This is a genomic window from Dyella sp. (assembly GCF_035685805.1).
Taxonomy (GTDB): Bacteria; Pseudomonadota; Gammaproteobacteria; order Xanthomonadales; family Rhodanobacteraceae; genus Dyella_A.
On record NZ_DASSAB010000013.1, the window covers coordinates 24712 to 51293 of the forward strand.

General features: G+C 67.3%; 30 protein-coding genes. 15 read left to right on the forward strand and 15 right to left on the reverse strand.

Annotated elements, in window-relative coordinates:
* The first annotated feature begins 40 nt into the window (after positions 1–40).
* Genes VFG40_RS02450 through VFG40_RS02460 form a run of 3 tightly spaced genes read left to right on the forward strand, consistent with a single transcriptional unit; the run spans position 41 to position 1565 of the window.
* The gene (locus tag VFG40_RS02450) at positions 41–679 is read left to right on the forward strand and encodes an RNA polymerase sigma factor (RefSeq protein WP_324894531.1); all 639 of its coding nucleotides are present in this window, start codon (positions 41–43) and stop codon (positions 677–679) included.
* A complete protein-coding gene (locus tag VFG40_RS02455; RefSeq protein WP_324894533.1) occupies positions 676–1059 on the forward strand; it encodes a hypothetical protein in 384 nt (127 codons plus the stop codon). The genes VFG40_RS02450 and VFG40_RS02455 overlap by 4 nt, the downstream gene beginning before the upstream one ends.
* On the forward strand, positions 1056–1565 hold the full coding sequence (locus VFG40_RS02460) for a DUF3106 domain-containing protein (protein ID WP_324894535.1): 510 nt from the start codon (positions 1056–1058) through the stop codon (positions 1563–1565). Before VFG40_RS02455 ends, VFG40_RS02460 begins: the two co-directional genes overlap by 4 nt.
* Positions 1566–1625: 60 nt before the next feature.
* On the opposite strand, the gene VFG40_RS02465 is transcribed toward VFG40_RS02460, so the two are convergent.
* On the reverse strand, positions 1626–2726 hold the full coding sequence (locus VFG40_RS02465) for an NAD(P) transhydrogenase subunit alpha (RefSeq protein WP_324894654.1): 1101 nt from the start codon (positions 2724–2726) through the stop codon (positions 1626–1628).
* A gap of 178 nt (positions 2727–2904) precedes the next feature.
* Between VFG40_RS02465 and cdd the strand changes: the two genes are divergently transcribed.
* The 5 genes from cdd (at position 2905) to VFG40_RS02490 (ending at position 5986) form a co-directional block, all read left to right on the forward strand.
* The gene (gene cdd / locus VFG40_RS02470; protein ID WP_324894537.1) at positions 2905–3321 is read left to right on the forward strand and encodes a cytidine deaminase; all 417 of its coding nucleotides are present in this window, start codon (positions 2905–2907) and stop codon (positions 3319–3321) included.
* A gap of 58 nt (positions 3322–3379) precedes the next feature.
* Entirely contained in the window at positions 3380–3967 is a 588-nt protein-coding gene (locus tag VFG40_RS02475; RefSeq protein WP_324894539.1) for a nitroreductase family protein, read from the forward strand.
* A complete protein-coding gene (locus VFG40_RS02480; protein ID WP_414649229.1) occupies positions 3964–4863 on the forward strand; it encodes a 5'-3' exonuclease in 900 nt (299 codons plus the stop codon). Before VFG40_RS02475 ends, VFG40_RS02480 begins: the two co-directional genes overlap by 4 nt.
* 82 nt (positions 4864–4945) lie before the next feature.
* A complete protein-coding gene (locus VFG40_RS02485) occupies positions 4946–5524 on the forward strand; it encodes an NUDIX hydrolase (RefSeq protein ID WP_324894542.1) in 579 nt (192 codons plus the stop codon).
* Between the two features lie 114 nt (positions 5525–5638).
* Positions 5639–5986, forward strand: a complete 348-nt coding sequence (locus tag VFG40_RS02490) for a hypothetical protein (RefSeq protein ID WP_324894544.1) — start codon at positions 5639–5641, stop codon at positions 5984–5986.
* A 74-nt stretch (positions 5987–6060) separates the two neighbouring features.
* Here the strand turns inward: VFG40_RS02490 and VFG40_RS02495 are convergent, their stop codons facing one another.
* The 13 genes from VFG40_RS02495 to VFG40_RS02555 form a co-directional block, all read right to left on the reverse strand.
* On the reverse strand, positions 6061–6885 hold the full coding sequence (locus VFG40_RS02495) for a hypothetical protein (protein ID WP_324894546.1): 825 nt from the start codon (positions 6883–6885) through the stop codon (positions 6061–6063).
* Between the two features lie 123 nt (positions 6886–7008).
* Positions 7009–7314, reverse strand: a complete 306-nt coding sequence (locus VFG40_RS02500) for an STAS domain-containing protein (RefSeq protein ID WP_324894548.1) — start codon at positions 7312–7314, stop codon at positions 7009–7011.
* A gap of 10 nt (positions 7315–7324) precedes the next feature.
* Positions 7325–8497: a methyl-accepting chemotaxis protein gene (locus tag VFG40_RS02505; RefSeq protein ID WP_324894550.1), complete on the reverse strand. Its 1173-nt coding sequence runs from the start codon at positions 8495–8497 to the stop codon at positions 7325–7327.
* Positions 8498–8511: 14 nt separating this feature from the next.
* A complete protein-coding gene (gene cheB / locus VFG40_RS02510; protein ID WP_324894552.1) occupies positions 8512–9603 on the reverse strand; it encodes a protein-glutamate methylesterase/protein-glutamine glutaminase in 1092 nt (363 codons plus the stop codon).
* 257 nt (positions 9604–9860) lie between these two features.
* A complete protein-coding gene (gene cheD / locus VFG40_RS02515; protein ID WP_414649230.1) occupies positions 9861–10529 on the reverse strand; it encodes a chemoreceptor glutamine deamidase CheD in 669 nt (222 codons plus the stop codon).
* Positions 10526–11431 (reverse strand): CheR family methyltransferase, encoded by a 906-nt coding sequence (locus VFG40_RS02520; RefSeq protein ID WP_324894554.1) that lies wholly within the window; start codon positions 11429–11431, stop codon positions 10526–10528. The genes cheD and VFG40_RS02520 overlap by 4 nt, the downstream gene beginning before the upstream one ends.
* Before the next feature lie 3 nt (positions 11432–11434).
* Positions 11435–13168: a methyl-accepting chemotaxis protein gene (locus tag VFG40_RS02525; protein ID WP_324894556.1), complete on the reverse strand. Its 1734-nt coding sequence runs from the start codon at positions 13166–13168 to the stop codon at positions 11435–11437.
* 12 nt (positions 13169–13180) lie between these two features.
* Positions 13181–13687 (reverse strand): chemotaxis protein CheW, encoded by a 507-nt coding sequence (locus VFG40_RS02530; protein ID WP_324894558.1) that lies wholly within the window; start codon positions 13685–13687, stop codon positions 13181–13183.
* A 271-nt stretch (positions 13688–13958) separates the two neighbouring features.
* Positions 13959–14465 carry a chemotaxis protein CheW gene (locus VFG40_RS02535; protein WP_324894560.1) on the reverse strand — a complete coding sequence of 169 codons (507 nt, stop codon included), beginning with the start codon at positions 14463–14465 and terminating at the stop codon, positions 13959–13961.
* Between the two features lie 115 nt (positions 14466–14580).
* Positions 14581–16278, reverse strand: coding sequence for a methyl-accepting chemotaxis protein (locus VFG40_RS02540; protein ID WP_324894562.1), 1698 nt, complete (start codon positions 16276–16278; stop codon positions 14581–14583).
* A gap of 141 nt (positions 16279–16419) precedes the next feature.
* The gene (locus VFG40_RS02545) at positions 16420–18411 is read right to left on the reverse strand and encodes a chemotaxis protein CheA (protein ID WP_324894564.1); all 1992 of its coding nucleotides are present in this window, start codon (positions 18409–18411) and stop codon (positions 16420–16422) included.
* Positions 18412–18428: 17 nt separating this feature from the next.
* Positions 18429–18791: a response regulator gene (locus VFG40_RS02550; RefSeq protein ID WP_324894566.1), complete on the reverse strand. Its 363-nt coding sequence runs from the start codon at positions 18789–18791 to the stop codon at positions 18429–18431.
* 13 nt (positions 18792–18804) lie between these two features.
* Positions 18805–19224: an STAS domain-containing protein gene (locus tag VFG40_RS02555; protein WP_324894569.1), complete on the reverse strand. Its 420-nt coding sequence runs from the start codon at positions 19222–19224 to the stop codon at positions 18805–18807.
* Between the two features lie 92 nt (positions 19225–19316).
* Here VFG40_RS02555 and VFG40_RS02560 point away from each other — a divergent pair, with 92 nt between their 5' ends.
* Together VFG40_RS02560 and VFG40_RS02565 are read left to right on the forward strand one after the other, a co-directional pair.
* Positions 19317–20549 carry a flagellar hook-length control protein FliK gene (locus VFG40_RS02560; RefSeq protein WP_324894571.1) on the forward strand — a complete coding sequence of 411 codons (1233 nt, stop codon included), beginning with the start codon at positions 19317–19319 and terminating at the stop codon, positions 20547–20549.
* Positions 20546–20821 (forward strand): flagellar biosynthesis protein, encoded by a 276-nt coding sequence (locus VFG40_RS02565; protein WP_324894573.1) that lies wholly within the window; start codon positions 20546–20548, stop codon positions 20819–20821. Before VFG40_RS02560 ends, VFG40_RS02565 begins: the two co-directional genes overlap by 4 nt.
* A 135-nt stretch (positions 20822–20956) precedes the next feature.
* Here VFG40_RS02565 and VFG40_RS02570 read toward each other — a convergent pair whose 3' ends face one another.
* Positions 20957–21964 (reverse strand): integron integrase, encoded by a 1008-nt coding sequence (locus tag VFG40_RS02570; protein WP_324894575.1) that lies wholly within the window; start codon positions 21962–21964, stop codon positions 20957–20959.
* 1400 nt (positions 21965–23364) lie between these two features.
* Here VFG40_RS02570 and VFG40_RS02575 point away from each other — a divergent pair.
* The 5 genes from VFG40_RS02575 (at position 23365) to VFG40_RS02595 (ending at position 26255) form a co-directional block, all read left to right on the forward strand.
* Positions 23365–23685 carry a hypothetical protein gene (locus VFG40_RS02575; RefSeq protein WP_324894577.1) on the forward strand — a complete coding sequence of 107 codons (321 nt, stop codon included), beginning with the start codon at positions 23365–23367 and terminating at the stop codon, positions 23683–23685.
* 67 nt (positions 23686–23752) lie between these two features.
* The gene (locus VFG40_RS02580) at positions 23753–24202 is read left to right on the forward strand and encodes a hypothetical protein (RefSeq protein WP_324894579.1); all 450 of its coding nucleotides are present in this window, start codon (positions 23753–23755) and stop codon (positions 24200–24202) included.
* A gap of 419 nt (positions 24203–24621) precedes the next feature.
* On the forward strand, positions 24622–25038 hold the full coding sequence (locus VFG40_RS02585; protein WP_324894581.1) for a PH domain-containing protein: 417 nt from the start codon (positions 24622–24624) through the stop codon (positions 25036–25038).
* A 392-nt stretch (positions 25039–25430) separates the two neighbouring features.
* Positions 25431–25913: a hypothetical protein gene (locus VFG40_RS02590; protein WP_324894583.1), complete on the forward strand. Its 483-nt coding sequence runs from the start codon at positions 25431–25433 to the stop codon at positions 25911–25913.
* Positions 25914–25982: 69 nt separating this feature from the next.
* Positions 25983–26255 (forward strand): hypothetical protein, encoded by a 273-nt coding sequence (locus VFG40_RS02595; RefSeq protein WP_324894585.1) that lies wholly within the window; start codon positions 25983–25985, stop codon positions 26253–26255.
* Positions 26256–26582: the final 327 nt, after the last annotated feature.

Below are 26582 nucleotides of genomic sequence, written 5' to 3' on the forward strand. Positions count from 1 at the left end.
CGCGTGCGAGCCTGCCGCGTTGAGTGCTGGAATCGAACCGATGGACACCGACCATGAGCCAGCGGACCGCGCGCAGGCCGCGCCCGTGAACAGCCTCGCCACCGCGCTGGGTGACGGCACCGTGGCAGGCGAAGCGGCCGCGCGTCCGCTGCCGGTATCGCTCGATGCGTTTCTGGCGGACGTCGAGCGGCGCGCTTTCCGCATGGCGGAGTTGCAGCTGGGGCACCGCGAGGACGCTTTCGACGCGGTGCAGGACGCCATGCTGAGACTGGTGCGGCACTACCGCGAGAAGCCCGCGGCGGAATGGAGCCCGCTGTTCTGGGGCATCCTGCGCCGGCGCATCGTCGACTTGCAGCGCCGACGCAAGGTGCGCTCGATCGTGGTCGGCTGGCTCGGCGGCGGACGCGACGGCGATGGCGACGAGCTGCCGGCGTGGGAGCCGGCGGATCGCTCGCCGGGGCCCGCGGACCGGCTGCAGGATACGCAGGCCTACCGCGACATCGCGCACGCGGTGAAGGGCTTGCCCCGACGCCAGCGCGAAGCGTTCATGCTGCGCGTGCTCGAAGGGCTGGACGTGGCCGACACCGCCCGTGCCATGGGATGTTCCGAAGGCAGCGTGAAAACCCATCTGTCGCGCGCCATGCACCACCTGCGCGACCAACTGGAGGAATGGCGATGACTTCGCCCGACACATCGATCCAGCAGCGCGCCCGCGCCGCCTACCGGCAGGCCGGCCGCGAGCTCGATCCGGCCATGGCGCGACGCCTGGCGCAGGCCCGGCGCGATGCGCTGGCTGCGGCCGTGCCCGGCCCACGACTGACGCGGCTGCTGCTGCCTGCCGGCGCCTTCGCCGTGCTGGCGCTGGCCAGCTTGATGGCGTGGCCGCCGCGGCACCGCAGCGCCGCGCCGCAGCCGGTCGTGACCACCAACCCGACCGGCGAAGACAACGAGCTCCCGCCGGACGCGGATAGTGCCGATCCGGCGCTCTACCAGAACCTCGATTTCTACGGCTGGCTGGCGGCAAACGATCGGCCGCCACCGGCGCGGCCGAAGCCATGATCCGTCCGCACCGCGTTGGCGCCTTCGTTCTGCTGGCCGTGCTGGCGCTGGCCGGCGCGCTGTCGCCGGCCAGCGCGCAGCAAGCGCCGGCGGCTGCGTCCGCGCGGCCGTGGAGCAGCCTGTCCGCCGAACAGCGTGAGCTGCTCGCGCCGCTGCGGGCGGACTGGGATGCGCTGCCGCCACGCAAGCAATCGCACATGCTGGACAAGAGCCGCCACTGGCTGACGCTGCCGCCGACGGAGCGCGACAAGATCCGCGAGCGGATCGCACGCTGGCACCAGATGACGCCGGGACAGCGCAAGCTGGCACGCGAGAACATGCGCAAGTTCCACCGCTTGCCGCCAGCGCAGCGCGATCAGTTGCACCAGGCCTACCAGCGCTTTCAGCAGCTGCCGCCGGCACAGCGCGAGCGGCTGCTCAGGCAATGGCGCTCGCAGACCATCGAGCAGCGCCAGCAGTGGCTGCGCGAGAACCGCTACACCGCACCCGCGGGCGACACACCCTGAACGCGTAACCGCAAACGCCCCGCAAACCGGGGCGTCAGTCCGGTGCCGGGCGGGTCCGGCTCAGCCGGTGAACTGCGCCGTGCCGTCGCGGGTCAGGCAGCTCTTGGCGACTAGTTCGTCGTCGTAGTCCGGCGCCAGCGCGTCGTTCTTGACCAGCAGCTCGAGGAAATTGAACACGTTGCGCGCGTACATTTCCGACGCGTGCAGGGGCGCACCGGCCGGCAGGTTCAACGGTCCGATGATGGTGACGCCGCCGTGCTCCACCCGCTCGCCCGGGCGCGTCAGCTCGCAGTTGCCACCACTTTCGGCGGCCAGGTCCACGATCAGTGCGCCGGGCTTCATGCCCTGCACCATGGCAGCGGTGAGGATCTTCGGCGCAGGCCGGCCCGGGACGGCCGCCGTGCTCACAACCACGTCGAAGACCTTCAGGTGCTCGGCCAGTGCCTGCTGCTGCGCGGCGCGCTCCTCGGCCGACAGCTCGCGTGCGTAACCGCCGGTACCCGCAGCACTCACGCCCACCTGCAGGAATTTCGCTCCCAGCGACTCCACCTGTTCGCGCGTTTCCGGGCGCACGTCGTAACCCTCTGTCTGCGCGCCCAGCCGGCGCGCGGTGGCGATCGCCTGCAGCCCGGCCACGCCCGCGCCGATCACTAGCACCCGCGACGGACGGATGGTGCCGGCCGCGGTGGTCAGCATGGGAAAGAACTTCGGTGCCGCTTCGGCGGCGATCAGCATGGCGCGGTAACCCGCTACCGCAGCCTGCGAGCTCAGCACGTCCATCGCCTGGGCGCGCGTGGTCCGCGGCAGCAGTTCGAGCGAAAAGGCGCTGAGCCCGCGCGCGGCCATGGCGGCCAAGCGCGCGTCGGCGCCGTAGGGACGCAGCTGCCCCACCACCGTCGCCCGCTCGCGCAACTGGCCGAACACGGCATCCTGCGGCGGCAGCACGCAGGCCAGCACGTCGGCCTGGGCGCATACCTCGGCAGCCGATCCGAACGTGGCGTCGGCGTAGACGCCATCGGGGAACCCGGCCGAGGCGCCTGCATCGCGCTCCAGCATCACGCGCCAGCCGCGGGCGTGCATCTTCTTTGCCATCTCCGGGGTGATCGCCACCCGCCGTTCGCCGGCGGCAGTCTCGCGCAAAGCGGCCACAGTGATCGGCATCATGCTTTCCCCGCTGGATAAGTCCGGGCATCGTAGTGCGCCACCCGGCGCTTGGCGACTGCCTCCCGGCGCCCTGCAGCGCCCGCCCGCGGCGGTATGAACCGCCCGCCGCCGCGCAGTAGACTGGCCCGCCAACGGTGACCGGCGAGGCCGCCCGCGGGGTCACCCGGAGACCCAGATGGCCGCTACGATCCTGCCTGTCGACGACCTGCTGCTTGCCGCCCGCGATGCCCGCGAGCTTGCCTACGCGCCCTACTCCCGGTTCCAGGTCGGCGCCGTGGCGGTAACCCACGACGGCCGCCGCTTCGCCGGTTGCAACGTGGAGAACGCGGCCTACGGACTGTGCAACTGCGCCGAGCGCACGGCGCTGTTCAGTGCCGTGGCTGCCGGCTGCCGCCCCGGCGATTTCGCCCGCCTCGCCGTCATCGCCGACACGCCCGGCCCGGTCAGCCCCTGCGGCGCCTGCCGCCAGGTGATGGCCGAGCTGTGCGACGCGGCGATGCCGGTGCTGCTGGGCAACCTTGCCGGCGACGTGGAGCACACCACGGTGGCCGCGCTGTTGCCCGGCTCGTTCACCCTGCCCGGCCACCGCTGATCCGCGCGCCGCGCGCCGCCGCGGGTACCGCCCGTCGCCCCACCATCACGAGTCACGCATGAACCCATCTCCGACCGACGCCCTCGCCCTGCTCCACCAGCGTCATTCGGCGCCGTCGCGGCAACTCGGCGAGCCGGCACCCGATGCAGCCGCGCTGGCCGCGCTGCTCGAGGCGGCGGTGCGCGTGCCCGACCACGGCAAGCTGGTGCCATTCCGGCTGATCACCCTGCGCGATCGCCACAAGCTGCGTTTCGGCGAACGGCTGGCGGCGCGGGCGGTTGAGCGCCAACCAGATCTGTCCGAGGCCAAGCGCGAGAAGGAGCGTGGCCGCTACACCTTCGCCCCGCTGGTGATCGTGGTGGTGGCACGGATCGACGCGGGCAGTTCGGTGCCGCCGGTGGAACAGCAGCTCACCGCCGGCTGCGTCGCCTACAACCTGCTGCTGGGGGCCAGTGCGCTTGGCTTCGGCGCACAGTGGCTGACCGGCTGGGCCGCCTATGACGAAGTGGTTGCCGCGCTGCTGGGGCTGGCTGCCAACGAGCAGGTGATCGGTTTCGTGCATGTCGGCACGCCGCAGCTGGAGGTACCCGACCGCGATCGCCCGCCGGTGTCCTCGCTGCTCACCGAGTGGGCCGAATCGCCTTGAGCGCCGACGGCCACCCGTCGGCCCACCTCATCGACGGCAGCCTTTACGTGTTCCGCGCCTGGCACTCGATGCCGGACGCCTTCCATGACGTCGACGGCCACCCGGTCAACGCCGTGCACGGCTTCACCCGGTTCCTGTGCGAGCTGCTGGAGAAGGTACGTCCGGCGCGCGTGGCGGTGGCGTTCGATGCGTCGCTCACCAGCTCGTTCCGCAATGCGATCTACCCGCCCTACAAGGCCAACCGCGAGCTGCCGCCACCGGATCTGGAACGCCAGTTCATCCGCTGCCGCGAAATCACCGAGGCGCTTGGCGTGCCGGTGATGATCGACCACAGCTACGAAGCCGACGACCTGATCGGCAGCGCCCTGTGGACCTTGCGCAGCCACGGCGTGCCCAGCGTGGTGGTTTCGGCGGACAAGGACTTCGGCCAGTTGCTGGGCGAGCACGACGAGCAGTGGGACTTCGCCCGCAATGTGCGCTGGGGACCCTCCGGCGTGCACGAGCGGCTCGGCGTGCACCCACACCAGGTAGCGGACTACCTGGCGCTGTGCGGCGATGCCGTGGACAACATCCCCGGCGTACCGGGCATCGGCGCCAAGACGGCCGCCAGCCTGCTGGCCCACTTCGGCAACCTGGAAAGCCTGCTCGAGCGCATCGACGAGGTGCCGTTCCTGCGCCTGCGCGGTGCCGCCGCCTGCGCGCTGCGACTGCGCGAGCACGGACAGCAGGCACTGCTGTATCGGCGGCTCACGCGGATCGCGCTGGATGCCCCAGTACCGCCCCACCCCGATGCGCTGCGCCACCAGGGCGGCCGCGCCGATGCGCTGGAGATGCTGTGCGAACAGCTGCGCTTCGGTCCGCTGACGCGGGCGCGACTGCGTGCGCTGACCGGCTGACGTGGGCGAACGGCGCGCGCGGTTGTCGTTGCCGCGTCCGCGCGCCACCATGCCGGGATCGCCGCCACCGGAAGCCCGAGGAATGAACGATCCCACCACCCGCCGCGTCCCGGCCGACGCGCACGATCCCGTGCAGACCCTGCACCAGGGCCGCTGGCTGAGCCTGCGCCAGCGCGGTCGCTGGGAATATGCCGAGCGCAACAATCCCGGTGGCGCAGTGATCATCCTCGCGGTCACGCCCGAGGACCGCATCCTGTTCGTCGAGCAGTACCGCGTGCCGATCCTGCAGCACACCATCGAGATGCCCGCCGGGCTGGTCGGCGACCTGGCAGACCAGGCCGACGAGGGTGCGATGATCGCCGCAGTACGCGAGCTGGAGGAGGAAACCGGTTATCGCTGCGGACGGGTGGAGTTCCTGCACGCCGGGCCGTCGTCGTCCGGCATGAGCACCGAGATGATTGCCTTCGTGCGCGCCTGGGACCTGGTCAAGGTGGGCGAAGGCGGCGGTGACGCGAGCGAGGACATCGTGGTGCACGAGGTGCCGCGCCGCGAGGCCGGCGCCTGGCTGTTCGCCCGCGCCGCCGAAGGCTATTCGATCGACCCCAAGCTGTTCGCCGGGCTGTGGTTCCTCGACCACGGCCGCGGCGATACGCCGGCCTGAGAGCCGCCAAAATGTGATGTGCATCACATGCGACAGGTGATCCCGGCCTAAAGAAATCGCGGGTGGGGTCGATTCCTAGGGCATCGACTCCAATCACCCGAGGGAACCCCGCCCATGAAAACCCTGCTCGCCTCCGCCGTGCTGATGCTGGCCCCGCTCGCTGCACACGCCGCCTGCGCGCCGACCGATTTCGCCATCCAGGACTTCAAGGTCGTCCAGGGCGCACGCATGAGCATGAAGGGCCAGGTGATGAACCACTGCGCCGAAGCTGCCGCCGCGCAGATCAGCATCGCCGCCAAGGATGCCAACGGCCGCGTGATCCAGGAAAAGAAGGGCTGGCCCGCCGGCACCACCAACATTGCGCCGGGCCAGACGGTCGAGTTCGACCTGGGCCGCCTGTTCCGCTACTCGTCCGACATGGCCACCTACACCGTGAGCATCGCGTCGGTGCGTAGCTGGTAAGCCAACGCCAACACCACTGCCAAGTAGCAAACGGGGCCGCGAGGCCCCGTTTTCTTTTGCCGTGCAGCACCCGCTCAGCGGAATGCGACGCGCCCGCGCGACGGATCCAGACACACGATGTGCTTTGAGAAGAAGCCGGCGCCCAGCACCGCATCCACGTCCGGCGCCTGGAACTGCCGCAGCACAAACCCATGAGCACCGGCAGGCTGCCCGGCCACGTCGAACTGGCGGAAGCTGAGCCGACGCAGCAGGTCAGCGTCCTTGACCCGCCCAGCTACCGCCGACGGACGCAGCACGCTCGCGGCGCTGCCGCTGTCCCACTGCACGCGCAACGGGCCGAGCTCGGTCTGCACGTCGGACACCATCACGCCCCGCTCCATGCGCAGCGGGCCTCCCTCGTTGCCGCACTCCGCCTTCAGCACGCCCGGGACTGAGGCCGGATACAGCCGTAGCTCGCCGCCGGCTTCGTCGAACACCATCTGGTAGCGCCCCAGCAGCCCGAAACCGATCAGCCCGTCGGCGGGCAGCGCCGCCTTGCCGTGCGCGCCGGCCAGCTCGTTGCCGTCGAATTGCGTGGCGACGAGCCCGCCCGCCTGCAGATGTTCGGCGTGGAAGAGGCGCGAAGTGAGCAACCGGCCATCGGCATCGGCAAACGACTCCGCGTCGCCGGTGAACTGGATCGGCAGCCGCCCCAGCACGGCCGTCTTCAGCCCCACGACCTGATAGTTGCCCGCATCCAGCACCAGCGTGACGGGCTGTCCCGCAATCGTCGCCCGCACCGTCGGCAGGCCACCCTTCAGCACGATCGGGATGCGTACCGGCTGCGCAGCCTCACCGGCACGCGCGGCGAAAAAAGCAAAGGCCAGCACGAGGCTGGCCAGCCATGTGAATCGGGACATCGCATACCTCCCTGATCCGCGGCGCCGGAAATGCACACTGCCTGCCCTGGCCTCGGCATCTCGCACCATGCCAGAGCTCACCGGGCGCCGCCAGCGCTTGGGCGTGCCGGAACCTAAGCCGCCTCAGTGCAGCACGAACAGCTTGTCGAAGCCGGCCACCTTGAAGGTGTTACGCAGCTCGCTGCCGGCGTTGACGATGCGGATCTCGGCACGATCGGCGCCGGCGTGCTCGCGCAGCAGCAGCAGCATGCCGAGCGCGGAGCTGTCCATGCTGGTGACGTCGCTGAGATCGACGATGTAGCTGCGCGCGCGTCCCTCGGCAGCGAGGCAGGCGTCGTGGAAATCGCGGTGCACGGTGAAGTCGAAGCGCTCGCCCAGTTGCAGGGTCAGGCAGTCGTTTTCGCTGTCGTGGTGGACGGTCAGGCTCATGGGTCAGTCCTCAAAAGAGTTCGATTTCGCCGGCTTCCATCGAGCTCTGCAGCGCCGGACCGCGCGCACGCAGGCGCGCCTTCTCGCGCTGGATCGCCAGGCGGCTGCGCACCTGCTCGGCGCGGGCGGCGGCGTCCACGGGGTTGCTGGCCAGGCTTTCGATGTCGCGGGTGCATTCGGCGGTCACTTCCTGCAGCTCGACCAGGCGCGTGCGGGTCTGGTTGATCAGCTGGCTGAGAATGTCCTCGAACTGCAGCGAGCGCACGGTGGTGGCCACGTCGCTGCCCAGGCCGCGGTTGATCTCCACCACCTGGTCGGCCACCGCGGTGGTGCGCGCGTCGCTTTCGGTGACGTGCGCCATCATCGCGTCGATACCGCCCTTGGCCGACAGCGCCACGTTCAGATCCTGCGAGGCCATTGCGCCGACCAGGCCGCGCAGCTGCTCCATCGCCCCGCGGGCACGTTCGACGTGGCTGCCGATCTGCTCGTTGAACTGGTTGGAGTGGCTGGCCAGGTTGCGGATCTCGCCGGCCACCACCGCAAAGCCGCGGCCGGCCTCACCGGCACGCGCCGCCTCGATCGAGGCATTGAGCGCGAGCAGGTTGGTTTCCTCGGCGATGGTGTTGACGTTCTTCAGCAGGCCGAACACCGCGTCCATCTCCTTCGCCATGCCGTCGATGCGGTAGACGATGCGCAGGCTCTCACGCGACATGTGCACGATCATGCCGACGAAGTGCTCGAGCAGGTCGGCGGTGCGGCCGGCAAAATCCTGCACCGACACCTCGCCGTTCTGCACGCCGATGATCTGCTTGAGCAGCGACTGCTGCTGGCCGGTCTTGCGCGACAGGCCGTCGAAGCCGCCGCCCAGTTCCAGCACCGCATCGCGCAGCAGGTCCATCGCCTGGTGCAGCTCGCGGGTGGCGTGGCCGAGCTCGTCGACCAGCGCGCCGCGCACGTCTTCCAGCGCCTCGCGCACCGGCGCGGCATGGTCCACCGCCGATACCGTCACCGGTTCCGGCGCGGGCACGCGGCGACTTTCGATGATCCACACGCCGGTCAGTGCAATCACCAGCAGCGGCGCCAGCCACACCGGGTGCCAGATCAGGCACAGCAGCAGGGCCCCCGTGCTGGCCAGCAGGCCGGCGACGAGGCGCGATTGGAAAAAGGAGAAGATGGCAGCCATGGTCTAGTGCTCGGTCACGCGCCAGCGGCGCTCTTGAGGGGTTGGCGCGCCAGCGTGAGCAGGCGTGCGGCAATGCGGTCCAGCGGCAGCGCCTCGCGCGCCGCCCCCAGCTTCCAGGCGGCGCCGGGCATGCCCCACACCACCGATGAATCTTCGTCCTGCACCAGCGTGGCGGCGCCGGCCTGGCTCAGCTCCAGCAGCCCGCGGGCGCCGTCGTCGCCCATGCCGGTGAGCAGCGCGGCGACGGTGGCGGCGCCGGCGCTGGCGGCCATCGAACGGAACAGCACATCCACGCTGGGCTTGTGCCGGTTCACCGCCGGGCCGTCGTGCAGCCGGCACACGTGCTTGGCGCCGTCCCACATCACCAGCAGGTGCTGGCTGCCCGGCGCGATGTAGGCATGCCCCGGCTGGATCGGCTGGCCGTCCTGCGCCTCGCATACGCGCATCGCCGAGCAGTTGTTCATGCGCGCGGCGAACGGGCCGCTGAAGGCGGCGGGGATGTGCTGGGTAATCAGGATCGGCGGCGCATCCGGCGGCATCTGCTCCAGCACCACGCGGATCGCCTCGGTGCCGCCGGTGGAGGCGCCGATGGCGATGATCGGGCTGCCCGCGCGGGTCCCCGCACCGGTAGCGCGCGGCAGTACCGCATCGGCGGACAGCCGCGGCGGCACGTCGAGCTTGCGCACCTCGGTGCGCATGCGCGGCTTGGCGCCGGCGGCGGCAATCACCTTGGCGCAGATTTCCTGGGCGCCGTCGGCGAAAGTGTTGGCGAGGTCGTTGCCCGGTTTGGTGAAAAAGTCGACCGCGCCCAGCTCCAGCGCGCGCAGCGTCACGTCGGCGCCTTCGGCGGTCAGCGTGGACACCATCACCACCGGCATCGGCCGCAGCCGCATCAGGTTCTCGAGGAAAGTGATGCCGTCCATGCGCGGCATCTCCACGTCCAGCGTGAGCACGTCGGGGTTGAGCTGCTTGATCTTGTCGCGGGCAATCAGCGGATCGGCCGCCGTACCCACCACTTCGATGCGCGGGTCGACCGAGAGCATGGTCGACATCAGCTTCCGCACAAGTGCGGAATCATCGACCACCAGGACGCGTACTCTTTCCATCTCGTGCGTTCTCTCTGCCTGCTCTTTCAACTGTCGCCACGGATTTGCGGTGGCCCTTGATGGTGCTTTTGCGCGCTGCGTGGGCGACCACAGCACCCGGCCTCTTCTGGCCGTCATTCCCGTGAACGCGGTCATCCATTCTTCGTGCTGCATCAGAGCCAAATGGGTTCCCGCTTTCGCGGGAATGACGTTCGCCCTGAACCCATCTCGCGGTGTAGCGGCCGGTCCGCCTCGCGCAAAGGCGCGAGCAAACCACCTCAGAACAACTCCACCTCTCCCTTTATCGGATCGTTTGCCAACTGCTTGAGGTACTGCTTCTCGCGCGCCACCAGGGCGAACTCGTCGCGGCCGCGCATCTGGCGCACGCGCACCTTTCCGGTGATCGGGAAGAACTGCACCTGGCGCGGGTACACGTCACCCAGATCCGCGGCGGTCACCGCGAGGCCCTCGGTGCGCAGGTAGCGCTGCACGAACTCGATGTTGCGGCTGCCCACGTCGGTCATCTGCGACAGCACGCGGCCGCCGCCGAACACCTTCACGTCCCAGTCCTCGCGCCGGCTGCCCGCCTTGAGCAGGGCGTTGATCAGGTGTTCCATCGCGTCGTTGCCGTAGCGTGCCGCGCGGCCCACGGTGGCCGACCAGCTGTCGCGCTCGGCGCCGCGCTCGCCCGAGGGCTCGGGCAGCATGAAGTGGTTCATGCCGCCGAGCTTCAGGCGGCGGTCGTGGATGCAGGCAGACACGCACGAGCCGAGCACGGTGGAGACCATCTCGTCCTGCACGCTCACGTAGTACTCGCCCGGCAATACCTTCACCGTGACCCGCGACTGCGCGGGATCCCAGAACCGCCGCATGTGTTCGAATCCGGGCAGCACCAGGCGCGGGTCGAAGCCCTGCATCGCCGGCAGCGCGGGCACCGCGGCGGTCACGCGCGCTTCCGGTAGACGGTGCGTCCGATCAGGTCGAAATCGTTGCTCAGCCCGTGCATGGACTCGGAGTGACCGAGGAACAGGTAGCCGCCCACCGGCAGCAGCCGGGCGTAGCGGGTGAACAGCTTTTCCTTGGTCGGCTTGTCGAAGTAGATCACCACGTTGCGGCAGAAGATGGCGTCGAACGGGCCCTGCATGGGCCAGTCGTGCAGCAGGTTCAGCGGCAGGATGGAGACCAGCTCGCGCAGGCGCGGATGCACCGACACCAGCCCGTCGTACTCACCCTGCCCGCGCAGGAACCAGCGCTTGCGGCGCTCGTCGCTCACGCCGCCCAGACGATCGTGCGCATACACGCCGCGGCGCGCCTGCTCGAGCGCCTGCGGCGACAGATCGGTGGCGAGGATCTTCGCGTCCACGGTGCTGTTGCTGCGCTCCATCGCCTCGGCCAGCACCATCGCCAGCGCATAGGGCTCTTCGCCGGTGGAACAGCCGGCCGACCAGATGCGCAGCCGTTCGCCGGACGCCTTCTTGGCCGCCAGCCACGCCGGCAGCAGTTCGTTCACCAGCAGGTCGTAGTGGTGCATCTCGCGGAAGAACGAGGTGACGTTGGTGCTGATCGCGCTCGCCAGCTCGCCCAGCTCGGCATCCGGATCGCGCCGCAGCAGCTCGCAGTAGTCGGCGAAGTCGCGCAGGCGCAGCGCGCGCAGGCGCCGCAGCAGGCGCCCCTGCACCAGCTGGCGCTTCTGCTCGCTCAGCGCGATGCCACACTGCTGGTAGACGAACTGGCGCAGGAACTCGAACTCGGTATCGCGCAGTTGCGGACCGTTGTTCGCGGAGGCTCCTGCACCGGTTTGCGGGCCCGCCATGGCCACACGGTCATCGCTCATGACGGGCGCGCTCATCGATCAGAACTCCTTCCAGGCACCGGCATCGGCCGTCTCGGCTTGGCGCGGCGCGGGCTTCGGCGCGGCCGGCTGGGCCGGCGTGCTGCGCACCGCGGCAAACACCGCCTCGGCCTCGGCTGCCACCGTCTTCGCCCGCGTGGTCACCGACGGCGCCACGTGGGACATCGTCTCGTCGAGCTGGAAGAAGCCCACCTGCTGGGTCAGCTCGCCGGCCTGCTCCTGCATCGCGCGGGCAGCGGCGGCGGCCTCTTCCACCAGCGCGGCGTTCTGCTGGGTCATCTCGTCCATCTGCGCCACGGCGTGGTTCACCTGGTCGATGCCGGCGGACTGCTCGGCGCTGGCCGCGGCGATCTCGGCCACGATGTCGGTGACCTTCTTCACGCTGTCGACGATCTCGGCCAGCGACTTGCCGGTCTGGTCGACCAGGCTGGTGCCGTTCTGCACCTTCTCGGCGCTGTCCTTGATCAGGCCCTTGATCTCCTTGGCCGCGCCAGCGGAGCGCTGGGCCAGGTTGCGCACTTCGGTGGCGACCACGGCAAAGCCGCGGCCCTGCTCACCGGCTCGGGCAGCCTCGACGGCGGCGTTGAGCGCCAGCAGGTTGGTCTGGAAGGCGATTTCGTCGATCAGGCTGACGATGTCGGAAATCTTGCGGCTGGAGTCGTTGATCGCCTTCATCGCGACCACCGCCTGGGTCACCACCTCGCCGCCGCGCTCGGCCTGCTGGCGGGCGCTGACAGCGAGCTGGTTGGCGTGGCTGGCGTTCTCGGCGTTCTGCTTCACGGTGGAGGTCATCTCCTCCATCGACGATGCGGTTTCTTCCAGCGAGCTGGCCTGCTCCTGCGTGCGCTGGCTGAGGTCGTCGTTGCCGCGGGCGATCTGCTGCGCGGCCGTGCTCACTTCACCGGATCCGTTGCGCACTTCGCTGACGATCGCGGACAGGCGCAGGTCCATCGTGCGGAACGCGTCGAGCAAGTCGCCCAGTTCGTCCTTGCTGTTGACCTGGATGTCGTGGCCGAGCTTGCCCTGGGCGATCTCGCGGGCGATCTTGCCGGCGTAGGCCAGCGTGTTGAGGATCGAGCGGCTCAGCGCCAGCGCCATCACGATCGCCAGCAGCAAGCCCAGGCTCAGCGCGGTGATGCTGACCATGCGCACCAGCTTGAAGCGGGCCACCTGGTCGTCGTAGATCTTCTTGGTCTCTTCGCGCTGGGCCTCCATCAGCTTGGTCAGCACGTCCTGCCGCGCCAGCAGCATCGGCCGCACCTCCATCTCCAGCACGTCCGCCGCGCCCTCGTCGGCCTGGTTGAGCGCGTCTTCCATGTCCTTGCGTGCCGACGCGTAGTCGGCGTCGAAGGCCTTGTACTTGTCGTACTGGGCCTGCACCGCCGCGCTCTTGGGAAGCTTGGCAAATTCGGCCTTGAGGTCTTTCAGCTCGGCCTGCAGCGCGGTGTACTCGACCATCTTCTGCTTGAGCTGGTCCGGCTTGCTGACCATCGTGCTGGCCTCGCTCATCAGAATGAAGGCGAGCAACGACTTGTTGTTGATGCGCGACACCAGCGTGGTCGGGACCATTTCGTCCTCGTACACGCGGCGCAGCCCTTCGTTCTGCAGCTGCATCGAGCCGAAGCCGATCGCCGCGCCGATGAGCAGCATCAGCATGAGCATGCCGAGCACGATCCGCAGGCGCCAGCGGACGCTGAGGGATGGAATGGTGAAGGTCAGCTTGGGCAATTTCATCTGCAGGTCCTGTCAGGCAACGGCTTTTACTTCGGCGACCGCCGGGAGGGCGGCTTCGAGCATCTGCGCGTCCTGCGGTTGCAACAGCTTGTCCACGTCAAGCAGCAGCACCATCCGCTCGTCCACGGCGGTGAGGCCCTTGAGATATTCGGTGTCCACGGTGGTGCCCATGTCCGGCACCGGGCGCACGTCCGCCGGACTCACGTCCAGCACGTCGGAGACGGCATCGACCACCACGCCGAAGTGCCGCCCGGCGACGGTGACGATCACGGTGACGGTGCTGGCGGTGTACTGCTCCGGCGGCAGGCCGAAACGCAGGCGCATGTCGATCACCGGCACGATGGCGCCGCGCAGGTTGAGCACGCCCAGCACGTAGGCCGGGGCCTGCGGAATGCGCGTCACCGGCGTCCAGCCGCGGATCTCGCGCACGGCGAGGATGTCCACGCCGTATTCCTCGTGTGCGAGGTTGAGGGTGAGGTACTGCGACGGCGGGGCGTCGTGGGGAGATGCATCGGACATGGAAGGGCCTCTTCAGAGAGAGCACCGCGCGGCGCTCGCTGTCAGCCAGCAGATCGACCGCGTGCGGGGAAACTTGAGTGCTGCAGGCGTCGAATCTACGCGTCTCCGGCTGCAGTGAAGGCGGGCTCGGCCCAGACCGGCGAGGCCGGCGGACACGACACCGCTGACCCGGCGCCGGCGACGGCACGGTCAGGGGTGTTCGGGAAAAGGCTCTCCGTTGCCTGCGTGCCTGGCGCGGGCAAGGGGCACAGCGATCACGCAGATTAACGCCTCAGGCGGCCTGCGCCGTCTGTGCGTCGGCCAGGGCGGCGTGCACGGCGGCCCGGTCGGCGCCGGCGATGAGCTGGTCCGCGTCGAGCATCAGCACCATCTTTTCGCCGGCCGCAGCGGCACCCTTGAGCCAGGCGAGATCAGCGCGGACGTCCGGCTGGTCCGGCGTGCCTGTCGGCGGCTCGTCGGCAATACCCAGGTCCACCACCTCGGCCACCGCGTCTGCGTGCACGGCCAGCAGTGCACCGGCGCGCTCGATCACCACGGTGACGCCGCCGACTTCGCCGGTGGCGGCCGGATGGCCGATACGCGCGCGCAGGTCCACCAGCGGCAGGCTGCCCAGCGGATGTGCCAGTCGTCCCTTCACGTAGGCGGGCACGCCGTGCAGCGGCTGCGCGCCACCGCTGGCGCGGATGTCCTTCACCGCGCCCAGCGGCAGCGCGTAGAGGTCGTCGCCCAGCAGCAGGGTGAGGTACTGGGTGTGGGTGCTCTCGGCAGTAACGGTCATGGCAACCTCGGATGCTGTGTCGGGGAGCGGCGCCTTGGCTCGCACGGTGGCGGCACCGTGCCGGCGCGCAGGAAGATGCGGCAGCGGCAACGGCGGCACGCAGCGGGCGACGCCATCAGAACTCCTGCCAGGCGCCGGCCGTGACGGGCTTCAGCGCCGGACCGCGCGCGGCCAGTGCCGCCGCCGGACGCACCGCACGCGGCGGCGCAGCGGCGGGCGCCGGTGCAGCCGCCTCGCCTTCGCCGTGCACGCGGAAATAGCGCATCTGCTCGGCCAGCGCGTCGGCCTGCTCCTGCATGGCGCGCGCGGCGGCGGACGCCTCCTCCACCAGCGCGGCGTTCTGCTGGGTGACCTCGTCCATCTGGGTCACGGCGTGGTTCACCTGGTCGATGCCGGTGGACTGCTCCTGCGCCGCGGCGGCAATCTCCGCCACGATATCTGTGACCCGCTTGACCCCGCCGATGATCTCGCCCAGCGCGGCGGACGATTCGTCCACCAGCGCGCTGCCGGCGTGCACCTTGTCCACGGTGGTGTTGATCAGGGCCTTGATGTCCTTGGCCGCCGCGGCGCTGCGCTGGGCCAGGTTGCGCACCTCGGTGGCGACCACGGCGAAGCCGCGGCCCTGCTCGCCGGCCCGCGCCGCTTCCACCGCGGCGTTGAGCGCCAGCAGGTTGGTCTGGAAGGCGACCTCGTCGATCAGCTGCACGATGTCGGTGATCTGCCGGCTGGCGGCCTCGATCTCGCGCATCGCACCGCTGGCGCGCGAGGCCACCTCGCCACCGTGCTCGGCCTGCTTGCGCGCACTGGCGGCAAGCTGGTTGGCGTGGCTGGCGTTCTCGGCGCTCTGCTTGACGGTGGAGGTCATCTCCTCCATCGAGGCGGCGGTTTCTTCCAGCGAGCTGGCCTGCTCCTGCGTGCGCTGGCTCAGGTCGTCGTTGCCGCTGGCGATCTGCCGCGCCGCGGTGGACACCACCTGCGAGCCGCGCTGCACTTCGTTGACGATGCCGGTGAGCTTGTCGCGCATGCGCTGCAGCCCACCGAGCAGGCTCTGCGGCGCGAAGTCCGGCTCGTCCGCACCACGGCCGAGATCACCGTCGGCGATGCGCGAGGCCATGCCCACCGCAAACGCCGGTTCGCCACCAATGCTGTTGCGGATCGAGCGCATCGACTGCCACACCACCAGGATCACCAGCAGGCCGATCATGCCGGCGCGCAGCAGCTGCGACATCAGGTTGTGGCGGTAGTCGGCGTTGACCTTGACGTAGTAGGCGCCGGTGGCGAAATGCAGGTCCCACGGCTTGTACCACTCGCTGTAGGACACCTTCGGCTCGATGGTCTTGGTGCCGGGCATCGGCCACACGTAGTTGGTCAGGCCGTGGCCGTCCTTCTGGTCGGCCGCCAGCATCAACCGGTACTGCTGGGTGCCGTCGCGGTCGTGCTCGTCGCCCACGTACTTGCCGATGTCCTTCACGCGCATCGGGTGCATGCGCAGCACCAGCTTGGAGTCGATCGCGAACAGGTAGCCGGTGCCGCCATCCCAGCGCATCGCCTGGATCGCCGCGAGCGCACGCGTGCGCGCCTCCTCCTCGGAAAACTCGCCGGCGGCGGCGCGGGCGCGGAAGCTGTCGGCGATCGCCACCGCGCTGGCGGCGTGGTTGGCAAGGTTGTCGGTGAGCGCGGTCATCTGCTGATGGCGCGTCTCCATGGCGCTGGCCACGGTGAGCGCGGCAAGGCCGGCAATGACCAGGGCGATCACCAGCCAGACGCGGGCATTGAGACTCAGACGATCAAAAAAACGGGGGGCGAGACGCATGGCATGTACCTGGATGCAAAGGGTGCGGGCACGCGGCCCGCGTGGATTCCTGTTCGAAACACATCCGCCACCTCCGGTGGCGACTCCCCCTGGCACTGCCGCGACACCCCCGTGCCGCGTTGTGTTGCCTCGCTGGCGCGATCAGGCGGCCCTGCGGCGCGCCTGCAGGCGGATCAGCCCGGCGATGTCGACGATCAGGGCCACCGAGCCGTCGGCCAGGATGGTCGCGCCGGACACGCCCGACACCCGCCGGTAGTTGGCCTCGAGCGACTTCACTACCGCCTGCTGCTGGCCCACCAGGCCATCGACGAACAACCCCACGCGGGTGCCGTCGCCTTCGACCACGATCATCAGTCCGTCCTCGATCGCCTGCGTGGCGCCGGGGCAACCGAAGGTCTCGTGCAGCCGGATCACCGGCAGGTATTCGCCGCGGAAGCGGAACAGCTCGCCGCCGCCCACCACGCTGCGCACCGCATCGGCCTTCAGCTGCACCGACTCCACGATGGAAACCAGCGGCACGATGTAGCACTCCTGGCCCACCGCGGCGGTGAGGCCGTCGATGATGGCGAGCGTAAGCGGCAACACGATGGTGAAAGTGCTGCCCTTGCCCGGCGTGGTGCGGATGGTGACCGTACCGCCCAGGTCGGACACGTTGCGGCGAACCACGTCCATGCCCACGCCGCGACCGGAGAGGTCGGTGGTGACGGCCGCGGTGGAGAAACCGGGCTGGAAGATCAGCTCCGCCACCGCGTCGTCGCTCATGCCCTCACCCGAGGAAATCAGCCCGCGCTGGATCGCCTTGGCCACGATCGCATCGCGATTCAGGCCGGCGCCGTCGTCGCCCACTTCCACCACGATCGAGCCGCCGCGATGGAATGCCTCCAGCCGCAGCGTGCCCTGCTCCAGCTTGCCGGCGGCGCGGCGCTTGTCGGGCATTTCCAGGCCGTGGTCGATCGCGTTGCGCACCAGGTGCACCAGCGGATCGCCGATCTTCTCCAGCACCGTCTTGTCCAGCTCGGTGTGTTCGCCATGCATGTCCAGGCGAACGTTCTTGCCCAGCTTGCCGCTGAGGTCGCGCACCAGCCGCGGGAAGCGGTTGAACACCGAGCCGATCGGCAACATGCGGATGCCCATCACGCTTTCCTGCAGCTCGCGCGTGTGGCGCGCCAGCTGGGTCAGGCCTTCCTGCAGCAGGGCGAGCTTGTTGATATCGAATTCTTCGCGGAACTGGTCGAGCATCGACTGGGTGATCACCAGCTCGCCGACCAGGTCGATCAGGCTGTCGATCTTGTCGATCGACACGCGCACTGAACTTGACTCGGCGTTCGCGGCCGGCGCCGACTCGCGCGCCGCACGCGCCGTGGCCGCGTCGGTGACGGTGGCCCGGCCTGTTTCGGATTTTGGCGCCTCGGCAGGTGCCGGTGGGGCCACCACGTGCAGCGGCTCGATGGCAAGATCGCACTCGTCTTCGACCCAGTCGAACACGCCCTTGATCGCCTCGCGCGTGACCTGCCCGCGCAGCTCCATGGTCCAGCCGACATGGCACTGCGACACATCCAGCGCATCGAGCGACGGCAGCTTGTCCAGCTCGGCCACCACGCTGAGCTCGCCCAGCGCCTTCAACTCGCGCAGCAGGCGCAGCGGGTCGTTGCCGCTGGCGGCCATGCCCGGGTGCGGGCGGAAGGTGATCTTCCACGCGTCGGCCTGGTCGCGTGCGCGGCGCGCCTTCAGCTGGGTGTCCGCGGCGCGGCCCATCACCGCGGCCAGCTCGCCGCGCAGCGCCTCGGCACCCTCGTCGTTCAACGGCTGGCCGGCCTGCGCGCGCGCGAACATGCCGCGCAGGCAGTCCACCGTGCGCAGCAGCAGCTCCACGATCGGTTTGTCGATGGCGCGGCGGCCGTCGCGCAGCTCGTCGAGCAGCGACTCGGCCTCGTGGGTGAACGCGGCCATCTCGGGAAAACCGAAGGTGGCCGCACCGCCCTTGATCGAGTGCGCGGCGCGGAAGATGGTGTGCACCAGCTCCTTGTCGCCGCCCTCGTCCAGCGCCAGCAGCGCCGTTTCCATGTTGTCCAGACCCTCCAGGCTCTCCTCGAAGAACACCTGGTGGAACTGCGCCATGCTGACGTTGGCCATGACTGCTTCTCTCCGGCTCAGCCGAGCACGCGGTTGACGGTGGCCAGCAGCTGCTCGGGATCGAACGGCTTGACCAGCCAGCCGGTGGCGCCGGCGGCCTTGCCTTCCATCTTCTTGTCGGTATGCGACTCGGTGGTGAGCATGAGGATCGGCACGCCCTTGTATTCGGGCAGGGTGCGCAGCTCGCGCACCATCGAGATGCCGTCCATCACCGGCATGTTGACGTCGGCGAGCACCAGGTCGTACTTGCTGCCCTTGGCCTGGTCCAGCGCCAGCTGGCCATTCTCGGCCTCGCTCACGTCATGGCCGGCACCGCGCAGGGTGAAGGCCACCATGCCGCGCATCGACGCCGAATCGTCCACTGCAAGAATCTTTGCCATCTTCCACCTCGTTTCAGGCCGGCATGGGTGCCGGCAGATTCAGTTCATTGCCCAGTCCGAGCAGCCCGGTTGCCTCGCGCAGCACGTCGCTGACGCCGCTCCAGGTCACCGCACAGCCGGCCGCGGCGGCGGCCCGGCCAAACGCCACCAGCAGCTGCATGGCCGCACCGTCGAGCCGCTCCACGGCGGCGCCGTCGAGGGTGGCCGCGGGCGTGCCGGCGGCGGCGCGCAGCCGCGGCAGCAGCTCGTCCAGCGCGGCCAGGCGGCAGTCGGCCGGCAGCACGATGCCGGCGACGACAGGCTCCGCCTTGCCCTTTGCTGGTGATTTGCTGCCCATCGCACTCCCCGTGGCCGTTGCGGCCGGTATCTGGTTCGAGGGGCTTATCGGCGCATCCGGCGCGTGCTTTAGCGGCGTTTTCGTGCGCTGCGACACCTCCGCTAAAGTTTCCCCGCGCGTGGCCGTTAGGCTTCGACAAGTCGTCGTGTATCCGGCACGACCGTCGCCGTGGGGCGAAGGAGCCTCGCATGATCATCCAGCCAACCAGCCTCGCCGCCCTTACCTGGCTCGGCGCTGCCTCGGGCACTACCGCCGAGAGCTGGCGCATCGGCGTGGTGCTGTCCGCGCGGCCGCTCGGAGTGAGTGACCAGGGCAAGATGGTGCTGCAGATCGGCGGCATGACGGTGGAGGCCGACGCGCTCGGCGGCCACGGCTCGGCGCAGAACCCGCTGCTGCCCGGCCAAACCCAGACGCCGCTGCCGGCGCAGTTCCAGGTACGCGTGCTCAGCCTGGGCAGCCAGCCCACGCTGGAGGTGATGCTGCCCCAGGCCAGCGAGTCGATGGCGCAGGTGGCCCTGCGCGAGCGGCTGCCGCAGCAGAACGGGCTGGCCCCGCTGCTGGCCACGGTGCAGGCGCTGGCGCAGCGCCCGGTGATGCGCCAATTGCCCGCCGCGCTGCGGCCGGTGCTGGCTCAGCTCGAACAGGCCATGCGCAGCCCGGCCGACGTCACCACCGGCGCCGGCCTGCGCGAGGCGATCGCCCGCAGCGGCCTGTTCATGGAGTCGAGCCTGGCGCAGAACCCGGCGCTGGCCGCGGGCGTGGGCGAGGAGGACTGGAAAGCCGTGCTGCTGAAACTCTCCAGCCTGCTCGACAGCTACGCCCCGCCCCGCGGCAGCCCGCTCAATCCCGGCCAGGGCAGCAGCGGCAACGAGACCCCGCCACCGTTGTTGCAGCGCGGCCTGCAACCGCAGGGCCGGGCGGAGGGCAGCGCAGCACAGCTCGCCACGCTCGCTGCCATGGCCGCCGACGACGACGCCGGCCCGCTGCTCGGCCAGTTGCATACCGCCGTACGCGCGGCACTGGCACGGGTGGAAGTGGCCCAGCTCGAAGCCACCACCGTGCCGGCGTGGATGGTGGAAATCCCCATCAAGAGCCGCGACGGCAAGGACGTGCTGCAACTGCAGCTCGACCACGCGCCCGACGCCAGCGGCGACGGTCCGCGGCAATGGACGCTGGGCTTCGCCATCGACCTGCCCACGCTCGGCGCGGTACAGGGCGAGCTGCAGCTGCACGACCTGCGCCTGTCGGTGCGGCTGTGGGCCGAGCGCGCCAGCACCACCGAGCGGCTGGAACAGCAGTTCACCGCCTTGCGCCACCGGCTCGCCGCCTGCGGCCTGCTGCTGGATCAGCTGACCTGCCAGACCGGCGTGCCTCAGGCGCACGGCCGGCACAGCGCCAACCTGCTGAAGGCCACCGCATGACCCAGAACCTGCCCTCCCCGCAGCGCCGCGTGACGCTCAAGCTCACCAGCGGCAGCGGCGATGCCCCCGCCAGCTCGCCACGGGCGCCGGCCGAAGCGGTCGACCTGCTGTTCGCCCGCGCCCGCGACCAGGGCATTCCGCTGCACCCGGATACCCAGATCGCCAGCCTGCTCGCCGCCCTGCGCCTGCGCGACGACGTGCCCGGCACCCTCTACGCGGCCGCCGCCTCGGTGCTGGCCTGCGTCTACGAAGCCTCCGGCGAAAAGCTCTAGGCCCAATCGCCGTCGTAGGAGCCCGCTCGCGGGCGCTGCCTCTCGCGCTGACGCCACATCGAAAGCAAAAGCATCGCCCGCGAGCGGGCTCCTACCGCAACGAATCCGAACGCCCGCGCCAGCCACACGCAAACCTCACCGATCAAGCGGACTGACCACCCCCATCCCACCCCGGTTGAGCACATGCGTATAGATCTGCGTGGTGACCACATCCTTGTGGCCCAGCAGCTCTTGCACAGTACGAATGTCCTGCCCCGCTTCAAGCAGGTGCGCGGCGAACGAATGCCTCAGGGTATGCGCGCTGACGGGCTTCACGATGCCTGCTTCACGCACGCCGCGCTTGAGCGCCCGCGACAGTATCCGTGCATCGAAATGATGCCGGCGCTCCTCCCCGCTTCGTGGATCCATGGACCGCCTCGTGGAGGGAAACACGTACTGCCATCCAAACTCGCCTGCCGCGGTCGGATACTTCCGGGCCAGGGCAAACGGCAGCCAAACCTTGCCAAAACCGGCCGCCAAGTCCGCCGCGTGCAGGGCCGCAGCCCGCTCGATCTCCCGACGCATCGGCTCCACCAGCACACGGGGCAACATCGTGTGGCGATCCTTGCCGCCCTTGCCGTCACGCACGACGATGTCGCCGCGCTCGAAATCGACATCCTTCACACGCAGGCGCAAGGCCTCCATCAGCCGCATGCCCGTGCCGTAAAGCAGCGATGCCAGCAACCACGGCCGTCCATCCATGCATGCCAATGCGCGCGTCACCTCGTCCCGCGACAATACGGTGGGAACCCGCAACGGACGTTTTGCCCGGATGACCCCGTCCAGCCAGGGCAGCTCGACCCCCAGCACATCCCGATACAGAAACAGCAACGCGGAAAGCGCCTGGTTCTGCGTGCTCGCCGCAACATCTCCCTGCACGGCCAGTGCAGACAGGAACTGCTCAACCTCCGCGGCCCCCATCTCTCGCGGGTGCCGCTTGCCGTGGAACAGCACAAATCGCCGGACCCAGCCGACGTACACCGCCTCCGTGCGGATGCTGTAGTGCTTCAAACGCAGCACCCGCCGCATCTCATCCAGCAGCCGCGGCGCCGGGATCCCGCTGACCATACGGTTTATTTCGCCATTCCTGGACGAATAAGACATAGCGAGCCACTTCGTGATCTATGCAAAGCCCATCATCCCTACCCGGCAAGCGCGACACATCCGCCAACCACCTGATGGCACGTAGGAATTTCGCTCTTGACGAAGGCACCCGACGCACCGCAGGCTCCTTGCATATGCCCCGAAATGGGGTCTACTAAGCGTTAGGCGACATGGAAACACTCACGCAGTCCCAACTGGTTGCTCGCCTAGCGGCGGTTGCGCCAAGCTTCCATGAGGAGTGGGAATCCCTCGTCGCTGAAGACCCGTATCCAAGCGGGTCACTTCATGCCGTCTACTTAGCGTTTTGGCCGTACGTGAACCCAGAGCGCATGAGCCATCAACAGCTCGCCGCACTGGCCACACTATTCAACCAAGAGGTTGCCGCCGGCGGCAACCGGGAGAACGCCGTCGCCACCTGCATTTTGGAGCATTTGGGCCGCGGCCCCGCCACTAAGGAACTTCGGCAGTTGTTGGCGCCTGCTACGAAAGCTAGGCTGCGAGCCTAACAGCTCGTTCGGCGTGCTTCGCGCCTAACCACTCATCCAAGCGGACGCGCGTACCGCGCGCCGCTTAACTCCAGCGTTAGGCCCAATGCCGACACTCCGCCACCTAGCGATCATCTACTCGTCAGCCATCGTACTTTCGGCTGGCATGGCGCTATACCTCGACGCATCGTTGCTCCACTCAACGCGCGGTGACGTCTTTCCTGATCTTCCTTCTTTTGTCGTGGCCCTACCTTCATCCCTGTCTCTCGTCGCCATGTACGACACATGGCCGGGCTTCTTTTCCAAGCCTTTCGCTCAGACTGGCTGGATCACGTTCTGCGGTCTGGCACAGGCGGCGTTGCTGCTCGTTCTCACGCGGCGACGCCCACCCAGGCCTAACAAATCGTCCAAGCGGACGCGCGTACCGCGCGCCGCTTAACTCAAGCGTTAGGTGCCATGCCAAAGTGTTTCGTAATCGAGGACGAGAGCCACGCTGAGCAAATCGGCGAGCATCCGTCTTTGGATAGCGCATGGGAGGCATTGCGCCACTTGGTGACAATCCCCTGGGATCACGAGCCCAACGTTGCGCCATGCAAGAGCTGGCAGACTTGCGGCCGCAACTACGTGATCATCGAGTACGAGACCTCCCTGCGGCCCTGGCAAGAGTTGCGGCGAGTTGTTTGTCTCTCGGTAAGTGCTCAAGGGGTGGTGTGGGGACAAGAGGCGCCAGTCCGTGGCACCTAACCATTCGTTCAAGGCGGACGCGCTGACGCGCGCCACTTAACTCCAGCGTTAGGCGTTAGAAGCATGCGTGTTTGGCTAATTGTGCGATGGGCACTCATTACTGCGTCAGCGGTTGGTGCATTCTTCGTGCCACTTGGTCCTCAAGCATCGCCACCCATCGGGTGGGGCGCGTTGCTGGCCATCTTCGCTTTCTGCCCAATCGGCCTGCTGTTCGTTCTCGGACTTCAAGTCATCAACCCACGCTCGGCAAAGGCGTGGCTTCGCCCTTCATGGCACCTCAACCCGTTCAACTTTCGGCAGCCCCTTCAGTTCTTCCATTTGGGCACCTACGTCTGCTTGGCACAGGCACTTGTCGTTTTAGTTCGCCTGGTCTTCTCACAAACCTCGTTCTATGTTGAGGCACTGGTGCCTCTGGCCATGGCCGCCGGCGTCCTCCTTGGCCTTAAGCTAGTCATGTTGGTGTTCCGCTCGAAAATCGAGCGCGGCGCCTAACATTTCGTTCAAGGCGGACGGCTTCGCCGCCGCTTAACTCCAGCGTTAGCACCCTAGGGAGGCACTCGTGATACAGAAAGTTTTGACTGCTGCACTGGCGCTCCTGATCTCATCAACGTCTCTGGCTCAAGATTCTTCTGCCTATGCCCAGATGGGCAAGGCAACTTGGAGCGCATTTGAGTGTTCCGCGCTCGCCTCTAAGCTAAAAAAGCCAGCAGACCAAGAGCGACTGTTCGAGTTCGGATATAGCCAGGGCAAGGCTTTCATTGCCGCCCTAAAATCCGGGAAAATCGAGCGCACGGATCTATCAAATAACGTTCCCGCTGGGGTTATGTGGCTAATGGAGGGTCCAACCCCAGATTTTATTCTTGGGCGCATCTATGAGTCCGCCCAAAGCAACGCACTCAAAAACATCTACAATGTTGGAGATCACTTCAACTCCGAGAAAGAGCAGGAGTTGGCAGCGTCCAACAAATTTTCATCTAGTAATTGCCAGCTAATTGGCAGCGGGCGCTAACCAGTCATTCGAGGCGGACGGCTACGCCGCCGCTCAATTCCAGCGTTAGGCTTACCCGCGATGTATTACGAAATTTGTGTCAATGGAGTATCGCTTGGCGTCTTTGGTCACCCTGGCGTCAAGAACATGCATCTCTCGGTCATGGTCACACCGGATGGTCCGGAGGTCTTCGCTAGTGCGGTGTGCTCCGAGGATGGGGCAAACTATTTCTATGACTGGCTCCAGCACCGCGTGGCTTCCGACGACGTTGTTACCTTTAGGCAAGTGGCCGGCGGGCAAGTCCCAATCCCTCGCATGAAGCGCAAAATGAGCAGTGAATCCTCTTCGGGCGCAACACCTGGCGCCTAACCACTCGTCCAAGCGGACGCGCAAAAAGCGCGCGCCGCTTAACTCAAGCGTTAGGCCGCCAAGGAACCGTTATGGAAACTGTGTACCGCTCAAAAACCGATCTATGGCTTGTCGCGCTCTTGGCACTCGCCATGATCGCGTCCCTTTCAGGCGCGTTCGTAGTGTTGTCAATGGGGCCGTCGGCAGCTTGGGTGGTTGCCGCGTTCATTGCCATCGTTGGGGTGGGGTTGCCGGTATGGCTGCTACTTTCCACTCGGTACATACTCGGCCAAGGCCAGTTACGTATTCTGAGCGGCCCGTTCAAGTGGTGCATACCTGTCGCAAAGATCACGACTATCGCGCCTGCGTCCAGTCCAATTTCCAGCCCGGCGCTCTCATTGGATCGGCTACGTATAGACTATGGCGTTGGCAATTCGGTCATGATCTCTCCGCGCGACAAAGAGCAGTTCGTTAAAGACATTGAAGCTGCACGCGCCGGTGCGGTCTAACATTTCATTCGAGGCGGACGGCTGCGCCGCCGCTCAATTCCAGCGTTAGGTGAGAGATGCAGCACCGAGGCAAGCATCGCAGGAAAGGCCTAGGTGTCGTGTGGTCTACGGCGTACGCGCTAGTGGCTGGGCTGGGTGCCTATTCGGTTTACCTCGGCGGCTCGGGTATCGCATCACGCGAAGTCGAAACTTTCAGCCGCTTCAACCATGGCACTATTACACTCGCCTCGCAGCCAGTCGCGTTTTGTGTAGCTGTCGCGCTTTGGCTGGCAGGGGGCTTGTTTATGCTGGGGCTCGCGGTGCATGGCTGGCGCACGGGTAGCACCTAACAATTCGTTCAAGGCGGACGGCTACGCCGTCGCTTAACTCAAGCGTTAGGCCGCAAAAAACCCATGGTCGAGTATCGCGTAACCAAGTATTCCCCGACCTTGCGTGATGCCCAGGGTGCTTACACTTGTTCCGAGTGGACCTCGTTTAGCGACGTTGGCTGCACGTTCAATGGATCACCGCTGTCTGAAGCTGAATATCTTCAGGTTGAAAACGCCTATAGCGCTTCAGCTCTTGAATTTCTTCGTGAGTCCGCAGTGTCAGCGCTTGCCGTTCGCATGCTTGAGAATCATCGCGGGGCGCTGCTGACAGTTGGCGAGGGATCCAACCTCTCGCTTGAGCAGCTCAAGATCATGCTTCCCGGCGTGCTGCGAGAAGAGTTCTGGTGCAAGTTCGAGGGGCCCAATTCGTTCATCCACATTGGGTACGACTACTATATGTACGTTGGCGTGCCAGTACGTTGCTCCAGAGCGGAGCAATTGGCTAGTAGCCTAGGTCTATTCGTGGAGCCACTCCGGTCGCCGTACGGTGACTCCGGTGCAGCCTGACATCTCGTTCAAGGCGGACGGCTTCGCCGCCGCTTAACTCCAGCGTTAGGCTCCAGAAGCAGGCACGCCATGCAATCCAAATATCTTTCAATTCTTGGTCCCATCGTGCTTGTTGCACTACTCTACTTCCCGGCGCGTTTTGCGCTTACCTTCGAGCTATTTGGCTATCCGGTTAACTCGCCAAGTGCTGGTTGGCTTGGCCCGACTCCACGCAAGGCTGGCCAGGGCATCGAGGACATTGGCAAGGTTAATTCTTGGCGCTGTGCCGACACGGCCGTATTTGCAAAGCACCAGTTCGGGTGTCACTTGTGGCTCCGTGTCTTCGGCTACTCTGGCGCCTAACATGTCGTTCGAGGCGGACGGCTGCGCCGCCGCTCAACTCAAGCGTTAGGCCCTTGGAGAAAGATAATCATTCTTTTCGCTGCTCTCGCCCTCGCGCAGCTCTCCTCTGCAGTGGCGCCGCTTACTAAGGCAGAGATCATCAAGCTGGCAAAAGACCGGGCCGTCAGTTACTGCAGTCGGACCATGCTCGGGCCTTACACCAAGGTCGGTTGTGAGTACTCGGCAGATTTCGACGGCAAGACGTGGGGCGTCATAGTTCACTCCATCTACAAAGATGCTCAAGGCACAGGTGTGGCCGTCTCAGGAGCCGACAGGATCTATGTCTTT

What these genes read in the sequence shown, in the direction of transcription:
- VFG40_RS02560 (WP_324894571.1), top strand. Translation starts at nt 19,317, where the DNA reads ATGATCATCCAGCCAACCAGCCTCGCCGCCCTTACCTGGCTCGGCGCT.
- VFG40_RS02545 (WP_324894564.1), bottom strand. Translation starts at nt 18,411, where the DNA reads ATGGCCAACGTCAGCATGGCGCAGTTCCACCAGGTGTTCTTCGAGGAG.
- VFG40_RS02475 (WP_324894539.1), top strand. Translation starts at nt 3,380, where the DNA reads ATGAACCCATCTCCGACCGACGCCCTCGCCCTGCTCCACCAGCGTCAT.
- VFG40_RS02595 (WP_324894585.1), top strand. Translation starts at nt 25,983, where the DNA reads ATGCAATCCAAATATCTTTCAATTCTTGGTCCCATCGTGCTTGTTGCA.
- VFG40_RS02500 (WP_324894548.1), bottom strand. Translation starts at nt 7,314, where the DNA reads ATGAGCCTGACCGTCCACCACGACAGCGAAAACGACTGCCTGACCCTG.
- VFG40_RS02465 (WP_324894654.1), bottom strand. Translation starts at nt 2,726, where the DNA reads ATGCCGATCACTGTGGCCGCTTTGCGCGAGACTGCCGCCGGCGAACGG.
- VFG40_RS02455 (WP_324894533.1), top strand. Translation starts at nt 676, where the DNA reads ATGACTTCGCCCGACACATCGATCCAGCAGCGCGCCCGCGCCGCCTAC.
- VFG40_RS02565 (WP_324894573.1), top strand. Translation starts at nt 20,546, where the DNA reads ATGACCCAGAACCTGCCCTCCCCGCAGCGCCGCGTGACGCTCAAGCTC.
- VFG40_RS02450 (WP_324894531.1), top strand. Translation starts at nt 41, where the DNA reads ATGGACACCGACCATGAGCCAGCGGACCGCGCGCAGGCCGCGCCCGTG.
- VFG40_RS02460 (WP_324894535.1), top strand. Translation starts at nt 1,056, where the DNA reads ATGATCCGTCCGCACCGCGTTGGCGCCTTCGTTCTGCTGGCCGTGCTG.
- VFG40_RS02535 (WP_324894560.1), bottom strand. Translation starts at nt 14,465, where the DNA reads ATGACCGTTACTGCCGAGAGCACCCACACCCAGTACCTCACCCTGCTG.
- VFG40_RS02590 (WP_324894583.1), top strand. Translation starts at nt 25,431, where the DNA reads ATGGTCGAGTATCGCGTAACCAAGTATTCCCCGACCTTGCGTGATGCC.
- VFG40_RS02525 (WP_324894556.1), bottom strand. Translation starts at nt 13,168, where the DNA reads ATGAAATTGCCCAAGCTGACCTTCACCATTCCATCCCTCAGCGTCCGC.
- VFG40_RS02530 (WP_324894558.1), bottom strand. Translation starts at nt 13,687, where the DNA reads ATGTCCGATGCATCTCCCCACGACGCCCCGCCGTCGCAGTACCTCACC.
- cheB (WP_324894552.1), bottom strand. Translation starts at nt 9,603, where the DNA reads ATGGAAAGAGTACGCGTCCTGGTGGTCGATGATTCCGCACTTGTGCGG.
- VFG40_RS02485 (WP_324894542.1), top strand. Translation starts at nt 4,946, where the DNA reads ATGAACGATCCCACCACCCGCCGCGTCCCGGCCGACGCGCACGATCCC.
- VFG40_RS02585 (WP_324894581.1), top strand. Translation starts at nt 24,622, where the DNA reads ATGGAAACTGTGTACCGCTCAAAAACCGATCTATGGCTTGTCGCGCTC.
- VFG40_RS02570 (WP_324894575.1), bottom strand. Translation starts at nt 21,964, where the DNA reads ATGTCTTATTCGTCCAGGAATGGCGAAATAAACCGTATGGTCAGCGGG.
- VFG40_RS02520 (WP_324894554.1), bottom strand. Translation starts at nt 11,431, where the DNA reads ATGAGCGCGCCCGTCATGAGCGATGACCGTGTGGCCATGGCGGGCCCG.
- cdd (WP_324894537.1), top strand. Translation starts at nt 2,905, where the DNA reads ATGGCCGCTACGATCCTGCCTGTCGACGACCTGCTGCTTGCCGCCCGC.
- VFG40_RS02550 (WP_324894566.1), bottom strand. Translation starts at nt 18,791, where the DNA reads ATGGCAAAGATTCTTGCAGTGGACGATTCGGCGTCGATGCGCGGCATG.
- VFG40_RS02490 (WP_324894544.1), top strand. Translation starts at nt 5,639, where the DNA reads ATGAAAACCCTGCTCGCCTCCGCCGTGCTGATGCTGGCCCCGCTCGCT.
- VFG40_RS02505 (WP_324894550.1), bottom strand. Translation starts at nt 8,497, where the DNA reads ATGGCTGCCATCTTCTCCTTTTTCCAATCGCGCCTCGTCGCCGGCCTG.
- VFG40_RS02540 (WP_324894562.1), bottom strand. Translation starts at nt 16,278, where the DNA reads ATGCGTCTCGCCCCCCGTTTTTTTGATCGTCTGAGTCTCAATGCCCGC.
- VFG40_RS02495 (WP_324894546.1), bottom strand. Translation starts at nt 6,885, where the DNA reads ATGTCCCGATTCACATGGCTGGCCAGCCTCGTGCTGGCCTTTGCTTTT.